Raw genomic sequence first — 21171 nt, 5'->3', positions numbered from 1 at the left:
ACTCTATTTACATGCAAACTCTATCTACTATCAAATTCAAGCGATTTTACTTCCTAGTTGTAATTTCGCTTTGTCTTCTGACTTTACCGTCAATTGCTCAAGAAGAAACTAATACTCCTATAAAAAGAGAAATACATTCTATTTTGGATCAAATTCAAGCTGAAAATTCAATAGATGGTATTTCTCTTTTCTCTGATTCATTAATGCCATTAGTTTATGAAACAGTAGATTACAAACCACTTTGGACAAGTAAAAAAAATATAACTGATATTCTCACACTCATCAACAATGCTTATTTTGATGGGCTTACCCCTTCTCATTATCATCTAGAGAAAATACAAGAATTATTAGCCTCTGATCGAGATATACATCAAGATGCTTTAATGGATATTCTTTTAACAGATGCTGGAGTACTTCTTATTTCTCATTATATATGGGGAAAAGTACAGCCAGAAACAATATCATCTACATGGAATTTCGATACAAAAGAATTCACTCAAGATAGAATACCATTAATAATTCAGCCAATTGAGAATGAAGTAATTCCTGAGGCTTTCAGTAATTTTATTCCAAATGATGAATTGTATATTGGTTTAAAAAAATCATTAGCTGATTTCAGAAAAATTAAAGAAAATGGAGGTTGGAAAAAACTCCAAAAAATGGATAAAATTGAAGTTGGTGATGAAAATGAATCTATTCCAGAGTTAAGAAAAAGACTTGCTGTTACTAGTACATTATTTACTTTCGATACACTTATACTTAAAGTAGATACTACTTACAGAAGTCAGGTTGAAGAAGTTGAAATAACCAATGCTCCATCAGTTACTCCAGTAGTAGACACTATACGTTCAATTTTTCCATATAGTACTACTCCAATATTAGATTCAAATTATGTGAAAGTTGCGTATTTAGATACTACTTCAACTATCTATGATGAGAATTTGAAAAAATCTGTTATTAAGTTTCAGAAAATGTATGGTCTAGAAACAGATGGAAAAGTAGGAAAAGCAACTTTAAAAGCATTAAATACTCCTATAGAAAACCGCATTAACACGTTAAGAGTTAACCTAGAACGCTCTAGGTGGATACATCATGAAGATACAGACAATTTTATTTTTGTAAATATTGCTAGTTTTCAACTGTTCTTACATAAAAACAATAAATGGTTTTATCAAACAAGAGTTGTAGTAGGTAAAACCTTTCATCAAACTCCCGTTTTTAAATCAAAGTTAAGCTATATAGACATCAACCCAACATGGACAGTACCTTACAGTATTGCTAGTAAAGAAATGCTACCAAAACTTAAAAAGGATGCAGGATATTTAGCAAAACACAACATGAAACTTTATGACAGAGCAAATGTTGAAGTTGACCCTCAAACGATAGATTGGAAATCTATAAAACAAAATAACTTCCCTTATGTAATTGTACAAGGTTCAGGACCAAGAAATGCTTTGGGACACGTAAAATTCATCTTTCCTAATAAATATTCTATTTACCTACATGATACACCTTCTAGGTATTTATTTAGTAAAAATTCTAGAGCTTTTAGCCATGGTTGTATACGTGTTTACAAACCCTTAGAGTTAGCCGAAGTTTTATTAGACGACCCTGAAAATTATAGTCTTGAAAAAATTAATGATATTGTAAAAGAAGAACAATTAAAACGTGTTTTTGTAAAAGATAGACCAACAGTTTACCTACTCTATTTTACTGCATTATTAGGTCCTTCAGAATCTATTCATTTCTATGATGATATTTATTCCAGAGATCAGAGAGTTTTAAAAGCTCTAAACAAAGCACTCTACTAAAAATTAAGCAAAAAAAATCCCATTGACTTTGAAAGTCAATGGGATTTTTTTTACCACAATGAAATTATTTTCTTCCTCCAAAAAAGAACGTTAGAAACATTGCAGAGTAAAAACTTCTATTATCTGATGAAGCCATTATTTGTACCTCAGAAGTGTATGCATCTCCAATAATACCAGCTTCAATACCTGTTATACTTCTTTTATTTACACCAAACTCAAAAGTCAATGATGCTTTAAAAGCTAATCCTCCAATTACACTTGCTTTAGACATGCTTTCTCCCCAAGATGCCGTACCTTCTATTCTTGTATAATTATTTAAATAATCATCTTGGCTAAACTGTTTAGTTTGAGTATTCCCTTCATCATCTTGATATTTTAAAAGGTATGGGCTTACTATACCAATAGATGGGCCTACACTAGCAATAAAATTTACATGAACACCTTGTTTTCTTGCCTTTCTAAATACCAACCATTCTTTACCAAACATTGGACGAATAGCATAAAGGCGGTTCATTTTACCAGATACATATCCCTCTCCAGTTGTATAAGATTGAACTTTTTGTTCTTTAGGGTGTTTAATACTCAGAAATTCTAAACTGAATGAATGGTATTTATTATCATTTTCAATTTCACCAACACGGCCTCTAGTACTTCTAGTTTTTCCACTGCCCTGCCCTAGAGATTCGACAATTTTATGTTCATAAAAATATTTCCTAGCATGTCGGATTGTAATACCTCCAATAACTCCACCATAGGTATTCATCATAACACCTAAAGCCCATTCTTTCTCATAATATTCATCTTCTTCCTCTACCGGAAATTGAGCATAACTCGTTTCTGGTAGTATTAAGATGAATAAAAGAGATAAAATTATATATAAATTTTTCAAGCTTAGCTAATTTTAATTGTAGTACAGATGATATAGAGATTTTATCAAAAACTATCTTTTAATATAAGTTACATATTAATTTAGTATTCTCTTATAAAGATATCAGTAATTCAATACTTTCACATTTTATAATTAATATTGTAGAATATATAATCTCCTATTAATTAACCGTTTAATATTTTCTCTTTGGGTTTGCTTAATGTAATTTACATTCTATTGTTGATTACTACAAGAGACAAATCAATGAATAGATTATAAAAAGTAATTAAGTTTACAGAAAATTAAGAAATTATCGGAAACAATATGATTAAATTTGTAGATATGCTTTCCGATAAAGAATAAAGACTAATTCTATGCAAAGTTTAACTTTGACTATTAAAATCAGATAAAATGAAAATATCGATCATTGTTGCCAAAGCTTCGAATAATGTAATTGGCAAAGACAATCAACTCATTTGGCATATACCTGCAGACTTAAAATATTTTAAAAAAACAACTTCCGGGCATTGCGTAATAATGGGTAGAAAAACACATGAGTCGATAGGTAAATGTTTACCTAAGCGTTCTAATATTGTTATTTCTAGAAACCCCGATTACGAACCAGCGGTAGATGCAATTCTGACAGATAGTTTAAGTAATGCCATAGCCATTGCTAGAAAACAAGGTGAAAAAGAAGTTTTTATAATTGGCGGTGGTGCAATTTATGAGGAAGCAATGAAAATTGCTGATAAATTGTATGTTACTGAAATTCACGATCAATTTGTTGGAGACACCTTCTTCCCTGATATTTTATCAACTCAGTGGAACGAAATCTCACGTTTTGAATATGCTAAAAGTGATAGCTCACCTTATGCCTATTCATTCGTAAATTATGTACGAAAAAAATAATCCTAATATGAAATACACCGTTGTCAACGTTAAATGCTCTGAAGAATTAAGTGAAATCCTACAAGCTATTATTGGAAATGTAGGTTTTGATGCTATTCTTGAAAATGAAAATGGGTTTGAAGCTTCCATTGAAAACTCTTTATTTGACAAGGATGCTCTTACAGAAGCATTTGAGTTTTTCAATGATCAAATCACTTATACAATAGAAGAACAGGAAAAGCAAAATTGGAACAAACTATGGGAAAGTCATTATAACCCCGTAGAAATCTCTGAAGAGCTTCAAATAAGGGCTTCTTTCCACCCTGCTGATCCTAAATATAAATATGAGATTGTCATAACACCAAAAATGTCATTTGGTACGGGACATCACCAAACTACTACACTTATGTTGAGAAATCAGTTAATGATTGATCATAAAAATAAAGATGTAGCAGATTTAGGTTGTGGCACTGGAATCTTAGCTGTAATGGCTAAAATTTTAGGCGCAAACCAAGTAGACGCCTGTGATATTGAAGATTGGTCTTGTGAGAATGCATTAGAAAATGCTGCACTTAATAACGCAGAAATCAGGGTTACATGTGGCACTGTTGCGGATATGGAAAAGCTTGATAAATACGATATTGTACTGGCAAATATTAATAGAAATGTATTGCTTTCAGAAATCCCTACATACCAAAGTTTAATCATTTCTGGTGGTAAACTTTTACTAAGTGGTTTTTATACAGAAGACCTAGAGTTGATTACTGAAAAAGCCAATTCTGTTGGTTTAAAATACATCTCGCATCTAGAAAAAGATAATTGGGTAAGCGCTGTATTTGAGAATTAAATCGATAAATACTTTTTTGGAGTATTTTTTGCAATTCAATGCTTATCTTTTATGGGCTGTAATTGATGTTAAAGTCTATTACAGCCTTTATTTTTGTTAGATTAGCCTCTTTTGATTCACTATGGATTCAAAATTAATATATAAATCAATATTACTTTTCTTCTTTTTCTGTCTAAGTAGTTTCGTTGCTGTAGGGCAAACAACTAATCAATTAGACTCTTTGAAAAAAGAACGATACATGCCTTTCGCTGAGTACGATAGTTTCCTTGTCGACTTAAGTTTATATTTAGAAAAAGGTGTTCGTTATAATTCTGATACAATTATACTTGACTTCGAATCGCATTGGGAAAATAATGTTATTGATGAAGCTCAAAAAAAATGGATTTATACAAGTACAAAAAGGCTACATAAAAATAGAATAAATTATAGAAAGCATGCTGCATTGTATTATGGCTGTATTATGGCTTTTCTAGATTCTGGGGCAAATTTAAATAACCAATTTACACGTTTTTTAGAAATTGCAGATACGTGTTTAACTTCTTATTCTCCGAAAGTAACAAAAAATTTCTTCTATAAATCTAGACTTTTCTTAGAAGATGGATTAATAGAAAAATCAAAATACACAACTATAGAAGTTAGAGGGGGTACTTTTAATTTTGCTCACTCTTTAGCTACAGATGGTTACGTAAGTGACCAGATGGTAGTTGAAATTAATACTGAAAAGACCGAAAAAGAAGACTGGTTTTCTTCTGACGAAGAAAAAGAAGATGTAGCCAAAGAAAACACTTCAACAGAACAAGAATCCACCTCGTCCTGGGATAGTGATGATAGTAGTTCAGATGATGACGGATGGGGTTCTTCAGATGATAGTTCCTCTGATTGGGGAGATGATAGTAGTGAAGATTATGACTGGGGTAGTGATGATGACAATATTGATTGGGGTAGTGATGACGGTAGTACTGATTGGGGAGATTCATGGGATGGTGACGACTCTAGTGTACAAGATTATGGACAAACTTCTTCATCAAATTCATCTGATAATACTACATTCTCTGAAGATTGCGATGTTTCTAATACAGAAATAAGAGATTATGATCCTGGTATTACACCTTTACCACCTGTAGAGGGACCAATGCTACAAATTTCAGAAGCTGATCTAATCATCTCAACAAAATTTGACACTGCATTATTAGAACATACCGTTGGTACTTTCCTATTTAAATCAGATACCATTATTTGTCAAGGAGGACGATTCTTTTGGGAGAATGTCGGTTTTGCTAAAGATTCTGTTTGGTGTGAATTACCTCACTTTACTTTTGATACACGTGTAGCATTAATTGAAGCAGATCATGCTGAAATGTACTTTGCAGAACACTTAGATACAATTGCTATTGGCGCTTTTACTTATAAAAGTGGGCACTTTAATAAATTTCCAGAAAGAGCTATTTATCCTCAATTTATTAGCTATAACAGTAATTATAAGTGGATAAATATTCCTGATAATCTAGAATTAATAGGAGGTTTCGCAGTCAAGGGGCGTAAACTATCTGCACGTTCAGTTTCTAATGCATCAAGTACAATTTCTGTATCTAATGATTCTTCTACATTATTTTCTTTATCTACTAAAAAAGGAATAAAAATTAATAATCATGGAGAAAATATCCAGACAAAATCTAGTAAGCTAAATATCTTCTATGATGCAAATGATACTATTGCTCATCCATCTGTAAATACTAGTTTAACTACTACGGATAGTACTCAAAGTGTATATTTTAGAAAAACAACTGATATTTATCGCTTTAATCCATTTACATTGTCTGCACAGCATCTAAATGTTTTTGCTGACGCTGTAACTTGGGACCTTCAAAAAGACTCACTAGACTTTAGAATTATTGGTGGCGAAAAAGTTATCCCACTTATTGTAGAATCACAGGATTTCTTTAAAACTGGCTTTGTTTCTAGAATACAAGGTTTTAAGAAGTTCCAACCATTAATGGTTATCGTAAACTACTCTAGAGCAACAAGAAAAAAATGCTTTGATGCATCAGCCTTAGCAGATGATTTAAAAATAAATAAAGAACAATTTATTGAAAGTCTTCAAAGCATGGCTTTGGAGGGCTTAGTTGAATATAATTCTTACTCTCAAATTGTTAAACTTAACCCTAAAGCTTACCAATATTATGACCGCTACTTTTTTGCTTCTAATGAAAGAAAAAGGCTAGCAATGACTTCTCGATTAAACTTCGAAAACTTATCAGTTAATCAAGAAAATGCATTAATAGAAAGAGACTTTGACAATATAAATATTCCTGCAATTGTACCAGATGATAATACACCTAATGCATCATTATCATTAAACGATAGTTCAACTTTATTACTAAAAAAAGTAGTCTATTTCTCTATTTCAGATTCTTTAAACGTATATGCACAACCTGATAGTGCAGGTATTAAAGTTAAAGACAATAGAGAATTTACCTTTGGCGGTAAATTTACAGCTGGAGCATATATTTTTAGAGGTGAAGAATTCACTTTTAACTATGATAGTTTTTTAATTCATCTAACAAAAGTAGACTCCATTAATTTTATTGTGAGAGATACCACTACAAATAAAGCGAAAGAGTCTCCTAACCCATTAGTTGATACAGGTGGTACTTTATACATCAATAAGCCTTTTAATAAAAGTGGTTTACTTGATATAGACGGATATCCTTCTTTTAATGCAAAATCAGACAGTAGTAAAGGTGGTAGAATCTATTATGATCGTCCATCTGTATTAAATGGAGTTTATGATAAACGTATCGTTTTTGAATTAGATACTTTCACTGTCGATGCATCAGAAATACATGTTGATGTTTCTTTTACTGGTCTTTTAAATACAGGCGGTATATTCCCTACATTTCAAGATGAAGTAAAAATGGATCCTACTACTGGTATTTTTGCTTTAGAAAGAGAAACAAACCATAACGAACCTTGGGGATCTGAACTTGGGTGGCCTATATATCTTAATCCTCGATATATAAATAATAAAGACTCCATTCGTGGAAAAGGTAATTTTGATGGTAAAATTACTTTAAACCATAAAGGAATTAGAGGCGAAGGAACCTTAGAATATCTAAATAGTAAATTCCAATCAAAAGATTTTATCTTCTATTCAGACTCCCTAAGCACTCACGGTACACAAGGTGTTATCGAATCTGATATTCACCCAAGAGTAGATATGACGACCTACGATTTAATGTGGTATGTAAATCGTGATAGTATGAACTTTACAGGTACTCATGAAGAACCTTTCACTATTTATAATTCTAACATTAAATTTTCTGGCAATCTCGCCTTAATGCCTACTAAAGTTTTTGGGCGTGGACTTTTAGAAACAGAAGAATCATCTAATAAATCTGATAATTTCAGATTCCAAAAAGAAGGATATATCAGTAGAAATTCAGTTTTCGAAATCAATTCTAGTATAGAAGGTAGTCCCTCAATGTTAGGACAGGATGTTAGAGTTGCTAGAAATGTGATCGAAAATAAAGTGCTCTTAAAAACAGAACAAGGTTTATACGAAAATTCTAGTTTAACATTTCCTTTTGTAAACTTTCAAACATCAATTAATAGTGCATTATGGGATATTAATGCCAAGAATATTACAATGTCTGGGGAAAATGGAACAAAGGGTAAATTTATTTCTAACGCACCAGAGCAAGATTCTTTAACTATAGAAGGAGATTCTGCTAGTTATGATTTGGCCACAAATAAGCTTCAAATCTTTAATGTAGATAAGATCAAAGTAAGTAATTTAGATATTCACCCAGACACGTTAAACCAAACTATTAGAATAAATAAAGATGCTCAGATAGAACATTTAGAAAATGCTCAGATTATTCTAAGCCGTTATACTAAATTCCACACTGTCTACAATGCAAATGTTGAGCTTGTATCTAGTAAAGAAGTGAATGCTACAGGTACATACCTTTATAAGAATGAGCTGAATGAAGAAAAAGAAATTAACATTGATAGAATTATTGCAAAAGAATTTATTAATGATGAACTAGAAAATACGATCCAGAATAGAGCTTATGGTGTCATCGAACAAGAAGATCCTTTGTTGTTTGTAGGTGGACTTGATTATTTTGGTAAATTTGGTTTAGTTGAAAATAAAAAAGTTGCACGCTTTAAAGATGGCAACGCTAGGTTACATATTGTCGGAGAAGATACTCAATGGTTTTCATATCATTCCACAAATGATGATGATGAAAAAGACTCGACAGCTCATGTAAACGTTACTAATAAATTAATTTCTAGCTTAGAAAAACTTCCTTTACAAACAGGTATCTATTACGATCAAAATAATGGGTATTTATACAATGCATTTATTGAAAGAGCAGATGGTTATAGAACTGATCACAGAAAATTATTTGATATAGAAGGTAGACTTGTTTTTGAATCAAATGATGGTACAAGTAATGATGGTACCTACCATGTTAAACCTTTTACATATTATAAAGCATTAGAAATGGGTGAGGATGAATTCTTTGCTTCTATCTATGGAAACTGGTTAAGTTATACTCCAAAAAGTAACGAATTAGAATTCCATGGTAGATTTGACTTCTTACCTATTATTGAGAAAAATAAAATTGAAAGAATAAAATCTTCTGTCTCAGGTGTTGCCATTCACGGAATAGATGAAATTAAATTAAATGCTTCTTTTGCTATTGGTCCAAAACTTTCATCAAGAGTATCTGCTACATTACTTTCTGATCTAAGGTCGAACAAAGAAGGTGTTAAACGTGTTATTTCTGAAGATTATGAGATAGATAGTTTAGGTGACTTAAACCATCAAATTGTTCCATTATTTACAAATGATCAATTTAATAATTATTTAAATGGACAAGATATTATTAGATTATTAGGCAATTATCTAGTAATTCTTGATAATGAACTTGTTTGGGATAACGAAACTTATGCTTTCCACTCTAAAGGAGATAAAATAAAATTACTCTCTGCTTTTGGTGAAGATATCAATACAGTTATTGATGGTTTTATAGAAATACCTAAAGATGAAACAAGAGGAGAAGCAGCTCCAACAGACGACGTAATTAATGTTTTCTTAGAAGGACCAACAGGTACTTGGTATTATATTCGTCAACAACAAGGGGAATTGAGTATCTTGAGTTCTAATTCTACATTAATGGAAGAACTAAAAAAGCAAAAAGATGTAACTCCTATTACGGCTGAAGCTACATTTGCCTTTTTAGAGTCCTATTATAACAACTATCATGACGGTATGGAAATTCCAAGTCGCTATGAAAGTGATCTATCAAAATCTCTAGAGCCAGAACCTGAAGATGATTTTGGAAATGATTTTGGTGGAGTTGATGATGATAATTCGTCTTCGGATGATGAAGAGGATGGGAGTATGGATAGTCTTCCTGTTGAAGATGAAGACGATGGCGATGATTTTTAAATAAAGATTTTTTCTGAAATGAATAAATTGTTTTTTTTACTTAGACTAAACTTCCTTTTTATACTTCTTTTTTTAAGCTTTTCAAGCAATAGCTTTTCTCAAGTAATTGATGAGGATGGCAATGAAGAAGCAATAAAAGAAAAAAAACCGATGGTAGTTGAAATGGATTCTCTTGAAGATGATGATCCTACTATTGAGCTTAATCCTGGTGCACCAGAAGAACAAGCAATTATCAAAAAAAAGAAGAAGAAAAAGAAAAATGTATTTTGGGGAATAAAAACAAAAAGACAATACACTAGATCTTTATCAAAAGGAAGAGTAGTATTTGAATTATTTTATTCTTTACCTGAATATGAAAAACCTGATCCTTATTCTCCATTAAAATATTATTTCAATCTAGAAGAAAAAAAGATTGAAAGACAAGGTACTTCAAACCCTAAATACGGGTTACCATTACATGGCACATATGTAAAAATAGTAGATAAAGATACTGTAACTACAGGGCAATTTTACAAAGGCACTCTAACTGGACGATGGGTTTGGTATGGAAAAAACAAAGATATAAAGGATAAAAAATTCTATTATATGGGATTTCCTAAAGATGCTGAAATCACTTATTACGATTCTAAACAAACTAAAGTAAAAGAGGTTATTCCTTATCAACTTGGAGAATTGAGTGGTATTTACCAATCATTTTACGAGAATGGTCGTAAAAAAATGGTGGGTTCTTACAAATATGGATATAAAATTGGAGATTGGACAGAATACTATGATGCCGTAGATAAAAGAGGTAAACAAAGAAAACATCGGATTACAAAATACCGTAATAAAAACAATGTTTATCGTAAGGATTATAGTGGCCCAAAGATCAAATATGAGTGGGATGAGAAGGGTAAGGTGTTACGGAAGAGTAAATAAATAGCCAAAAAACCGTACATTTGTAAAAAATAAGCAAAGAAGTCGAGAGATGTTAGATAAACTCAAAAAAATAAAAGATCGTTTTGATCAAGTAAGTGAAGAATTGGTACAGCCTGAAACTGTATCAGATATGAAGCTTTACGCCAAATTAAATAAAGAATACAAGGATCTTCAGAAAGTTGTGGAGCGTTATTTAGCATATAAAACTATGCTAGAAGGTATCGACGAAGCAAAAGAAATCTTAGAAGAAGAGAAAGATTCTGAGTTACGTGAGATGGCAAAAATGGAACTTGACGAACTTCAAGAGGGAATTCCTGTAATTGAAGAGGAGTTAAAAATGCTTTTAATTCCTAAAGATCCTAATGATTCTAAAAACGCAATCTTTGAAATCAGAGCAGGTGCAGGTGGAGACGAAGCTGCAATTTTTGCAGGTGATTTACTCCGTTTATACCAACGTTTCTGTGAGAAAAAGAGATGGAAATTAAGTATTACCGATTTTGTTGATGGTACTGCTGGTGGATTCTCTAAAATTGTTGCTAACATCCAAGGTGAAGATGCTTATGGTATGTTGAAATATGAAGCAGGTGTACACCGTGTTCAACGTGTACCCGCTACAGAATCTCAAGGACGTATTCATACATCTGTAGCTTCTGTTGCTGTTCTTCCAGAAATGGATGATATCGAAATTGAATTAAACATGTCTGATATCCGTCGAGATGAATTCTGTTCTTCAGGTCCTGGTGGTCAGTCTGTAAACACTACATATTCAGCTATTCGTTTAACTCACCTTCCTACAGGTATTATTGTACAGTGTCAAGATGAAAAATCTAAGCTGAAAAACTACGATAAAGCATTAAAAGAATTGAAATCTCGTTTATATGCTATTGAGGTAAAGAAACAACAAGAAGAAGTTGGTGCAGAGCGTAAATCAATGGTTGGTTCTGGTTCTAGATCAGATAAGATCCGTACGTACAATTATCCTCAAGGTCGTGTAACAGATCACCGTATTAATTATTCTGTATATAATTTACCAACCGTAATGGATGGTGAAATTCAAGAATTTATCGATCGTTTACGTATCGCTGATAACCTTGAAAGAATGGAAAACAGTGGTTTAGCTTAGTCTAAACTTAAATATATTAAACCCCTCATTTATTCAGTTAAATGGGGGATTTTTTTATTAAGCCTATTTACTTTTTGACATTAAAAAAAGACTTCTTCGAATTTCGAAAAAGTCTTTATTAAAGTTAGACAAACATACTTTTCAATAGTTTGCTGAATGAGGAAAAAGATAAATCAGGCTGAGGTAATTACATCATGTATTCCCTCTTCAAAATTTAATACTGAGATATACGCATCAAATCCTTCTTGTATCAAAGATTCAATCATATGATCTACTTGAAAACAATGCATAGCTATGATTGTATGCTTAGGAAATTTTTCTTTTAATTGACGTAATATTACACTTGACTGTATTATAGTATCTAAAAGATTAATAAATAAATACCCATCAGGTACCTGTTCAATATTCTTTTGTTCTAAATCTGTCAAAGTCATTCGTTCAATCGGCGTCAATATTTTAATTTCTTCTATTAGTTTGCTATTTAGATTGTTGTCATTTCCAATCAAAATATTCATGTAACTTAGGTTCATATACAAAAGTAATACAGCATATAAATACCTCTATTAGAGAATTACCTATTTACACGAATAGTTAAGATTATAATGTGATTTAAATATCATCGAATAGTTCTTTATCTAAAGCATATAAAATTAGACCTGCCAAGTTTTTACTACCCGTTTTATCTAATAAATTTCTTTTATGAGCATCTACAGTTCTCAAACTAATAAACAACTCTTCTGCTATTTCTTTATTTGTTCTTTCTTTTAAAATAAGATGTAACACTTCTGTTTCTCTTTCAGATAGAGCTACTTCTAAAGCTACATTAGACTTTTGCGGTTTTACTTTTCTTATATTATTAATAATTGCATTTGTTACTTCTGGCGAGTAATACGTCCCACCTGCATTTACCATTTTAATACCATTAATTAATTCAGCTTCGCTACAATTTTTTAATAGATAACCCATTGCTCCTTCTGCCAGCATCTTTTTTATATGCTGACTTTCACCTAACATGGTTAATGCCATAATTTTAATAGAAGGGTACTTTTCTTTTACAATTTGAACTAATTCTAAACCATCCATTTCTGGCATATTCATATCAGTTAATAAAATATCTATTTCATGGTTTTGTTCTAGTAAGGCTAAACATTCTTTACCATTTGCAGCTTCACCAACTATTTTAAATAAATCATCTTCCAATAAAAAGTTTTTTAAACCTTCACGTATCATTTTATGGTCATCGACTAAAAAGAGTTTTATTTGCTCCATATTCATTTTAAAAATTTTTATTGATTTCTATTAATAATGTAGTTCCTCTTCCTTCCCTACTTTCAATTTCTAAGAAACCATCTATTGCATCTAAACGGTTCTTCATTCCTTTAAATCCTAAACCAGTATTTGCCTTTAATATTTTTGATGCATCAAACCCAACTCCATTATCTTCAATAGTTAGCATAAAAATTTCATCGTAGCTTTTTAATTGAATATCAACTTTACTGGCTTTAGAATATTTAAAGATATTATTAATTCCTTCTTGAAGAATACGATATAAAGTTATTTCTATTTGGGGGTTTTCAATTTTTGGATCTTTAAAATTATGAAAGAACGTAAATTCTATTGTTTCACTGCTCTTATCAACCTCTAAAATAAGACTTTCGAATGCAGAGATAATACCAAAATCAACAATTGCTTTTGGCATTAAACTATGTGCTACGGACCTACTCTCCGAAATAGAGTTCTGAAGATAATTCCAACCTGTCTCAAATTTTTCTTTTAATGGTATCGGAAACTGATCAATATTTTTTATTACAGATTGAAAGTTTAAAGAAGATATAGTTAGTGTTTGTTGTAATCCATCATGAATATCTTTTGAAATTCTTTGTCGTTCATTGTCCTCCGTTCTCAGGATAGCTTCTAATATTTCTTGTGTTTTACGTTTCTTTTCGGTTACATCAATATAAGTACCTACTATACGTTGCGGGTTACCTGTTTTAGTTCTTTCTACAATTTTGCATTTAACAAGGATCCATACCAATTGTCCATTTTTATGAAAAAATCTAAATTCATGATCATCAAATTCATCTATTTTCTTCTGATGTCTAGGCTCTTCATAAATAGAAACCCATCGTTGTTTATCATCAGTATGTATAAAAGGAAAAATTCCTGTTTGCTTATTACAATCTTTCAAAGTATACCCTAATAATTGAGCAGCCCCCTCACTTAATACGAGCTGATCATTTATTACATTATAATCCCAAATACCATCTTTTGTTGCTTCTAATGCATAATTTAAGCGTTCTTTACTTTGTGTTAAGTCATGGTTTAATAATGATATTTTTTGTGTTCTATTCTCTACTAATTCTTCTAAATTATCATTTAAATATTTTAGTTCTCTAGTTCTTTCATCTACTTTAATCTGTAAGTTTTTACGTTGTATTTTTACTATTCTTAATCTCCATTGAAAAAGTGCATAGATAAAAGCACCTAGAAATATAATGTAAATGATTTGTGCAAAAGTAGTTTTATACCAATACTCTTTCTTATTAAATGAATAAGGATTTCTTAGATAAGTATAAGTACTATTCGCATTTCTTATTCGAGCATTGAAAGTATAATTACCAGTAGGTAATGCATTATAATATGCAATAGTTCTATTCCCCATTTTTAACCATTCCTTATCATATCCTTCAATCTTAAACTCATAGTTGATATTATCATCTTGTGTAAAATCGAGTGTTGATAAATGAAACTCTATTTGCTTTAAATCTGCAGGGAAAGTAGTAGGAAATCCATCTATTTTCACATTATTCGCAACTACTTCTTGTAACACTACTTTAGGTGGTGAATAATGTACTTTTTTAGGTTTAAACGTGTATAAATTGTCTTTAGTTAATAAATAAAGTTGAGAATGGAGTTTTATAAAATAAGGATTATATCCAATTTCATGAAACGCCCCTTCAGCAAAATTCCATTTAAATTTCTTCCCCAAGTTCATCACATGTTGTCCATCTTTAACAGTCGGTATAATCTCCTGCATATAAGGCTGCCTTTTGTGCGTAACAAAAAACCACTTCCCTTGAGGCTTAGACATTGCAATCAGCATAGCCTGGTTTGCAGGTAAATTAGACCTTGTATCGTAATGAATTACTTCGTCTCTATTTTTTATATGAACTAGGCCAGAACCATAAGTACCCACCCACAAACTAGAGTCATAATCTATTGTAACATCAACAATATATTTTGTTAAAGATAGATGTTTATTGAATAACCGTAAGGTATCATCTTCTATTAGATATACCCCTACACTTGTAGTTAACCAATTATCTCCCATTGTTTTTGAAAGGCTCTCTATTTTAGAAAATGGCGATTTTAGCCTTATCAAAGTATCTTTATTAGTAATATAAAAACCTTCTTTATTATTGATGATATATTTACCGTTAGACAACTGAAATAAACCTGTTGTTTTACCAGTCCATATCTTTTTAATCAATTTTAATTGATCATTCTCAATCTTTACTTCAAAGCCACCTTTGTTAGTAGATAACAATAAATTTCCATTATTTGATTTAGCTGTCTTGTATATCACACTCCCTAAAAATGGGCTTGAGTGCAATTTTATAATCTCTTTTCCATTAAAAGTAAACACTCCATTATTATCAGAACCAAACACAACCTGATCATTAATAACAGTTGGTTCACAAAACCTTACATTTTTTGTTTCCTTAGATTTAGGTATTTCTGAAAAAGGTGTATTAGAAAGGTAATTTAAACCTGCTGTAGACCCTGCCCATAAATTTCCATCTCTATCTAAAAAAATAGTGGAGATTTTATAGTATGTAAGTCCATCTGTATCATAAATTGTTTCAACTTTATTGTTGTAAACTCTATGTAAACCTTCTCCTCCTGCCCAAACGGTACCATCTTCCTGAACCAAAATATCTCTTAAAAATTGCTTCGATTTATTCTTGCCTAACCAATACGTCAATTGTGCTGTAGATGGATTATAGTGACATAATTCTCCCCATTGTCCTCCTATGAGCAATTTACCTTTGCTTTCTTTTATTGTAAAAGCCAATAAATCAAGAGGTGCTTTGGTTATTTTTTTGGTTTCATTTGTTTTAATGTTCCATTTGTAAATTTCAGATTGCTGCTTTTTTATATCAGTATGAAGTGCTAACAACTGACCATCTTCTTCACTTGGGAAAATTCTAAATAAAGATTGGTTAGGGTATTTATGCTGAATTAATTGATCATTTTCAAAAGAATATACTTTCCATTTGCTAGTAAACCATAACACTCCTTCTTTATCAGTAAACATACTTAAGGTTTTACCTAGCTTTTCTCCTTTTTCATTATAAAGTTGAACAACTTTGTTATCTCTTAGATAAAATAAGCCTCTATTTGTAGCAAACCATAATCGATTATTTTTATCAAACTCCACAGATTTAATAGACTCACTTTCAATAATTGGATCTGTACTAAGGTTAAAAACTTCCACTACAGCACCATCAAATTTTAGTAAACCTCTATCAGACCCTATCCATAAGTAACCACTAGTATCTTGTTTAATAGAAAAAACCCTATCAATAGGAGTATCTTGAATTTTTGTCCATGTTTTGATTTCATATTCATGAACAGGAACATTAGGGTTTAGAGATTGAGCAAATGCATGTATCGTTGTGATTCCTAAAGTCAACAAAATAGAATAAAGAACTTGATATAGAAATCGATGTGTTTGCATAGTAGAGAAGAATTAAAAAGTAGTACCAAGATAGCGTATCCTTTGAACACAAAAAAATAAGGTTAGAAAGTATCTCAAAAGAGAGAATTTATTTCTAACCTTAATTATTTAATTATACTATTTCTAAATCTGATGCCTCTTTAATAAAACGTTTTACTTTTTTTAATTTAATGGCAAGAGAAACATGGTAAACACCTATTAAAATACAAGTAAAACCAGTTAAACCTACTATTGTAAAGCCTGCAAAAATAGGATTCCAAATTAATATTAGAGAAAGAACTACTCCTGTAATTCCTATAAACATTAAAGGATCGTGAACTAGTAATCCAAACCTTTTTAAATCTTGAGAAAAAGAGATTGTACCAACAGCTCTTATCAAAAAAGTAAAGCCTACATACATTGGTAATGTAATAATAGAAATCAATGGGTTTTCTATTAAAAACAATCCTAATAAAGTATTGGTACTACCCATTAAGAAAGACCATCCCCAACCTTTAATTACTTTTCTGTTTAATATTGAAAATATCATATCAGAACATCCCATTACAATAAAAGTAATGCTAAATAACCCTGATAAAGCTACATAACTTTCTCCTAGATAAGTAAATGTTATTACACCTGCTATTATAAATAATAAACCTGAAATAAAAGGTAAATACCAATGCTTAATTGTTTTTTGCAACGAGTTTGAAACTGTAAATTCCATGATTTTTGAGAGAATAAATTTTGTACCTACTGTTAAGGAGTTCGGCAATTCCTATTAATAATTTTGATTAAGACTATCTAAAGAGAGAAGATAATCTGATTGATATTTCGGAAACAAACTCTTCTCCGTAAGTAAAAGAGTTTTTGAAATAATCTTTAGTTTCTTGATTAATATTTTCTAGCTTAATAGAGTTATCTAAAAGCATTTCTTCAACCTTATTTTGAAGCTGATATACATTTAATAAATTATCTTGAAGTTTTACTTCTTTCTGGTTTTCGGTTAGCGATGAATCACTTAAAACTTCTTTCATTTTCTGGTAACGCATCTCATTAAAAAAGACTCCTAAATGATCTATAATCAGTTCTAAAGTGCTTTCTTCAACTTTTTCTACCATATCAAAAAAACGGTTATTATAACCATTAAATATTTTCTTTTTTTCTTCTAAAGCAACCTCATTATCTAACAATAAGTCGTCTACTTTATTAGTTATATCTTCTTGAATAAATGTCATGTTGTTTTCTATATTCGTATTCATATCTAAAGTGATTTAAGAGAGTTATTATTACATTACAAAGGTGCTGAATAAGAGTATTGTATATATTGTAGGGATACCTAATTAGAATGATTAGGTAAATTGCCTATTCCTCTTTTCAAAAAAAAAGAAGGTAAACTACCCTCTTCTTTAAATTTAACTAGTGAAGTCTTACGACTTCTCCCATTTTATAACTATAAATACTATTTTTATGAGATGATTTATATGTTTAACAAAGCAATATTCATTAAGTATTTTTGAAAAGGAACGTCGTGTTTAACAACGCTCCTTTATTTGCAAATAACCTATATATTTATTCTACCCATGATGCAGCTGACTGTCTTGGAGGGTATTCTTTAAAAGTACCCATAAACTCTTTTACTGTTTCAACAGTAGGTGACATCAAAAACATATGTTCGACAAAGAAATTAGTATACCCTGCTTCATCTATTGCTCTTTCAAACGGGTCACGTCTTAAGTTGATAATAAGTGGTGCTCTCAACTTTGTGAAAGGCTTAATCCAAACATCTAAACCTTCATGCTCTTGGATTAAAAACATAAATTTCCAATCTCCTGTTCTTACTGCAGAAAGGTCACCCCCATCTGTAAAGTAGAAGAAGTTTTCTCTAGGTCCTTTATCTTCCTTTCCTAAGAAATATGGTAAGAAGTTATAACCATCAAGATGTACATTGTAAGTCATATCACCTACTTTATATCCTTTAAGTAATTTTTCTTTTATTTCATCTTCTCCTGCTGCAGCCACTAATGTTGGCATCCAATCTTCTAAAGAAATAATCTCATTAGATACTTGATGAGGAGCAATTTTGCTAGGCCAGCTCACCATCATTGGAGCTCTAAAGCCACCTTCCCAAGTAGTATTTTTCTCTCCTCTAAAAGGAATCATACCACCGTCAGGCCATGATAACACCTCAGCTCCATTATCTGTTGTATATACAACAATAGTATTTTCAGTAATTCCTAAATCATCTAATTTATCTAATAATTGGCCTACATGACCGTCATGTTCTAACATGCCGTCAGCATATACACCCTGGCCTGTTTTACCTACTGCTTCTTCAGTAAGGTGAGTTACAACGTGCATTCTAGTAGAATTAAACCAAACAAAGAAAGGTTCTTCATCTTGATGAGCTCTATCAATAAAGTCTAAAGAAGCTGCAAGAAATTCTCTATCTACAGTTTCCATTCTTTTTTTAGTTAATGGACCTGTATCAGAAACACGACCATCTGCATAGGCATGAATTACACCTCTAGGACCAAATTTTTCTTTAAACTGAGGATCGTTTGGATAATCAGGATGTTCAGGCTCTTCTTCAGCATTTAAGTGGTATAGATTACCAAAAAATTCATCAAAGCCATGGTTTGTTGGTAAGAACTCATCTTTATCACCCAAGTGATTTTTACCAAACTGACCTGTTACATATCCTTTTCCTTTAAGAATTTCTGCAATTGTAGGATCTTCTTTTTGTAACCCTAAATCATCACCAGGTAAACCTACTTTTGATAAGCCTGATCTTTTAGGACTCTGCCCTGTAATGAAAGCTGAACGACCTGCAGTACAACTATTCTGTGCGTAACTATCTGTAAATCTAATTCCTGAATTGGCTATTCTATCAATATTGGGAGTCTTATATCCCATCATTCCATCGTTATATGCACTGATATTAAATAACCCAATATCATCACCAAAAATTACTAATATGTTTGGCTTTCTCTGAGCAAATAGCTGACTAGTAAAAAATAATAAGTAGATAAATAATGTAAACTGTTTCATAATCTTCTATTGTTTTGAGAAACTTTTTTTGTTGTAATGATCATCGATCACATTACAAAGGTGCAGGATTGTTCCCCCTTATAGATGAGCAGAAAACCTAATTAGATAGTTTAGGTAAATTACCTAAGTCAATAAAAACCATTATATAATCAGAAATATTGCGGTGCTGTTATTTACTATCTAAAAAATAAAAACTTGTTTGTAACTTGTGGATCAAAATTACTTTAAGATGAAAACATACGGATTAATTGGATACCCATTAGGGCATTCATTCTCAAAGAAATATTTTACAGAGAAATACCAAAAAGAAGGTATTGAAGGATGTCAATATGAACTATTCGAATTAGAAAAGATTGATATTTTTGCTGACCTATTATCAAATAAGTCTTTAAGCGGTATTAATGTTACTATTCCTTATAAAGAACAAGTAATACCATTTATGGATAGGCTCGATCCTAATACAGCAGGAAAAATTGGTGCTGTTAACGTTATAAAGTTTGAAGAAGATGGCACATTAACTGGCTATAATTCAGATTATTTTGGCTTTAGAACATCATTAGAAAAGTTTATTCCCAATACAAATTTTAAAGCATTGGTATTAGGAACAGGTGGGGCTTCAAAAGCCATTAAAGTAGCTTTAACAGATTTAGAAATTCCTTTTAAGTCTGTTTCAAGAAATAGATCAGAAGATAGTATTGCTTATACTGATGTTACCGATGAACTATATGCCTCTCATACTTTAATTATCAATACTACTCCGCTAGGAATGCATCCTAATGAAGGAATTGCACCTAAATTACCTTATGATAAAACAACAGAAAATCATTATTTCTTTGATGTTGTCTACAATCCAGAAGTAACCGAGTTTATGAAATTAGGGGTTGAAAATGACGGTCATGCAAAAAATGGTCATGAAATGCTCATTGGACAAGCAGAAGCATCATGGGAAATTTGGAATAAAGATTAAATCTCTCAATAATAGTATCCCCTTTATAGATTTTAATTTATAAAGGGGATTCTTATTTATTTTAATTTCTCGTTGTTTTTATGTCGATCCGCATCACGAATAGATTTTTTCTGAAGGTTTTTTTCTAAAGCTTCAGTAAGGTTTATACCTGTTTGGTTTGCTAAACATACTAATACAAAAAGAACATCAGCCATTTCATCTCCTAAGTCTACCTCTTCGTCACTTTTCTTAAAAGATTGTTCTCCATATTGTCTTGACATAACACGAGCAACTTCTCCTACTTCCTCCATTAATATTGCTGTATTTGTCAGTTCGTTAAAATAACGAACGCCTGTAGTATTGATCCATTTATCAACTACTTTTTGTACCTCGTCTAGTGTCATTTGATTTGATAAGTTATATTAATTGAAGTAGCAAAGCTATACTTAATTAGGTAAAGTTGTGTATTTCCTTAGAAAGTTTTGGGCATAAAAAAAGCCCTCATGGGCATCACTGTCTTAATTATGTCTTATAGACT

The 21171-nt window shown here is 31.2% G+C and carries 15 protein-coding genes; 7 read left to right on the top strand and 8 right to left on the bottom strand.

The genetic code is table 11. The annotated features are described in order from the left end of the window. Positions 1–11: 11 nt before the first annotated feature. Positions 12–1811: a L,D-transpeptidase family protein gene (locus KM029_RS13690; protein WP_144073797.1), complete on the top strand. Its 1800-nt coding sequence runs from the start codon at positions 12–14 to the stop codon at positions 1809–1811. Between the two features lie 64 nt (positions 1812–1875). Here the strand turns inward: KM029_RS13690 and KM029_RS13685 are convergent, their stop codons facing one another. After that, on the bottom strand, positions 1876–2700 hold the full coding sequence (locus KM029_RS13685) for a hypothetical protein (protein WP_144073796.1): 825 nt from the start codon (positions 2698–2700) through the stop codon (positions 1876–1878). A 390-nt stretch (positions 2701–3090) separates the two neighbouring features. Here KM029_RS13685 and KM029_RS13680 point away from each other — a divergent pair, with 390 nt between their 5' ends. From KM029_RS13680 to prfA, 5 genes are all read left to right on the top strand, one after another. Next, on the top strand, positions 3091–3588 hold the full coding sequence (locus KM029_RS13680; RefSeq protein ID WP_144073795.1) for a dihydrofolate reductase: 498 nt from the start codon (positions 3091–3093) through the stop codon (positions 3586–3588). Positions 3589–3595: 7 nt separating this feature from the next. Next, a complete protein-coding gene (gene prmA / locus KM029_RS13675; protein WP_144073794.1) occupies positions 3596–4414 on the top strand; it encodes a 50S ribosomal protein L11 methyltransferase in 819 nt (272 codons plus the stop codon). 121 nt (positions 4415–4535) lie between these two features. Beyond that, complete coding sequence (locus KM029_RS13670; protein WP_144073793.1) at positions 4536–9875, top strand: hypothetical protein; 5340 nt, start codon at positions 4536–4538, stop codon at positions 9873–9875. A gap of 18 nt (positions 9876–9893) precedes the next feature. Then, positions 9894–10793 (top strand): toxin-antitoxin system YwqK family antitoxin, encoded by a 900-nt coding sequence (locus KM029_RS13665; RefSeq protein WP_144073792.1) that lies wholly within the window; start codon positions 9894–9896, stop codon positions 10791–10793. Positions 10794–10842: 49 nt separating this feature from the next. Then, positions 10843–11916, top strand: a complete 1074-nt coding sequence (prfA, locus tag KM029_RS13660) for a peptide chain release factor 1 (RefSeq protein ID WP_144073791.1) — start codon at positions 10843–10845, stop codon at positions 11914–11916. 173 nt (positions 11917–12089) lie between these two features. On the opposite strand, the gene KM029_RS13655 is transcribed toward prfA, so the two are convergent. The 6 genes from KM029_RS13655 to KM029_RS13630 all read right to left on the bottom strand — a co-directional run bounded on the left by KM029_RS13655 (position 12090) and on the right by KM029_RS13630 (position 19687). Then, the gene (locus KM029_RS13655) at positions 12090–12431 is read right to left on the bottom strand and encodes a hypothetical protein (protein ID WP_144073790.1); all 342 of its coding nucleotides are present in this window, start codon (positions 12429–12431) and stop codon (positions 12090–12092) included. 94 nt (positions 12432–12525) lie between these two features. Continuing rightward, complete coding sequence (locus KM029_RS13650; RefSeq protein ID WP_144073789.1) at positions 12526–13185, bottom strand: response regulator; 660 nt, start codon at positions 13183–13185, stop codon at positions 12526–12528. Between the two features lie 7 nt (positions 13186–13192). After that, positions 13193–16657, bottom strand: coding sequence for a sensor histidine kinase (locus KM029_RS13645; protein ID WP_144073788.1), 3465 nt, complete (start codon positions 16655–16657; stop codon positions 13193–13195). A gap of 112 nt (positions 16658–16769) precedes the next feature. After that, complete coding sequence (locus KM029_RS13640; protein WP_144073787.1) at positions 16770–17363, bottom strand: HdeD family acid-resistance protein; 594 nt, start codon at positions 17361–17363, stop codon at positions 16770–16772. A 73-nt stretch (positions 17364–17436) separates the two neighbouring features. Then, the gene (locus tag KM029_RS13635) at positions 17437–17898 is read right to left on the bottom strand and encodes a hypothetical protein (protein ID WP_144073786.1); all 462 of its coding nucleotides are present in this window, start codon (positions 17896–17898) and stop codon (positions 17437–17439) included. A 310-nt stretch (positions 17899–18208) separates the two neighbouring features. Next, positions 18209–19687: an arylsulfatase gene (locus KM029_RS13630; RefSeq protein WP_144073785.1), complete on the bottom strand. Its 1479-nt coding sequence runs from the start codon at positions 19685–19687 to the stop codon at positions 18209–18211. 229 nt (positions 19688–19916) lie between these two features. Here KM029_RS13630 and KM029_RS13625 point away from each other — a divergent pair, with 229 nt between their 5' ends. Then, positions 19917–20654 carry a shikimate dehydrogenase family protein gene (locus tag KM029_RS13625; protein WP_144073784.1) on the top strand — a complete coding sequence of 246 codons (738 nt, stop codon included), beginning with the start codon at positions 19917–19919 and terminating at the stop codon, positions 20652–20654. A gap of 56 nt (positions 20655–20710) precedes the next feature. Here KM029_RS13625 and KM029_RS13620 read toward each other — a convergent pair whose 3' ends face one another. Continuing rightward, positions 20711–21037 carry a nucleotide pyrophosphohydrolase gene (locus tag KM029_RS13620; protein ID WP_144073783.1) on the bottom strand — a complete coding sequence of 109 codons (327 nt, stop codon included), beginning with the start codon at positions 21035–21037 and terminating at the stop codon, positions 20711–20713. Positions 21038–21171: the final 134 nt, after the last annotated feature.

This window comes from Flammeovirga kamogawensis (genome assembly GCF_018736065.1).
Taxonomy (GTDB): domain Bacteria; phylum Bacteroidota; class Bacteroidia; order Cytophagales; family Flammeovirgaceae; genus Flammeovirga; species Flammeovirga kamogawensis.
The sequence above is the reverse complement of the archived record's forward strand: the minus strand, read 5'-3'. Positions and strand labels throughout refer to the sequence as shown.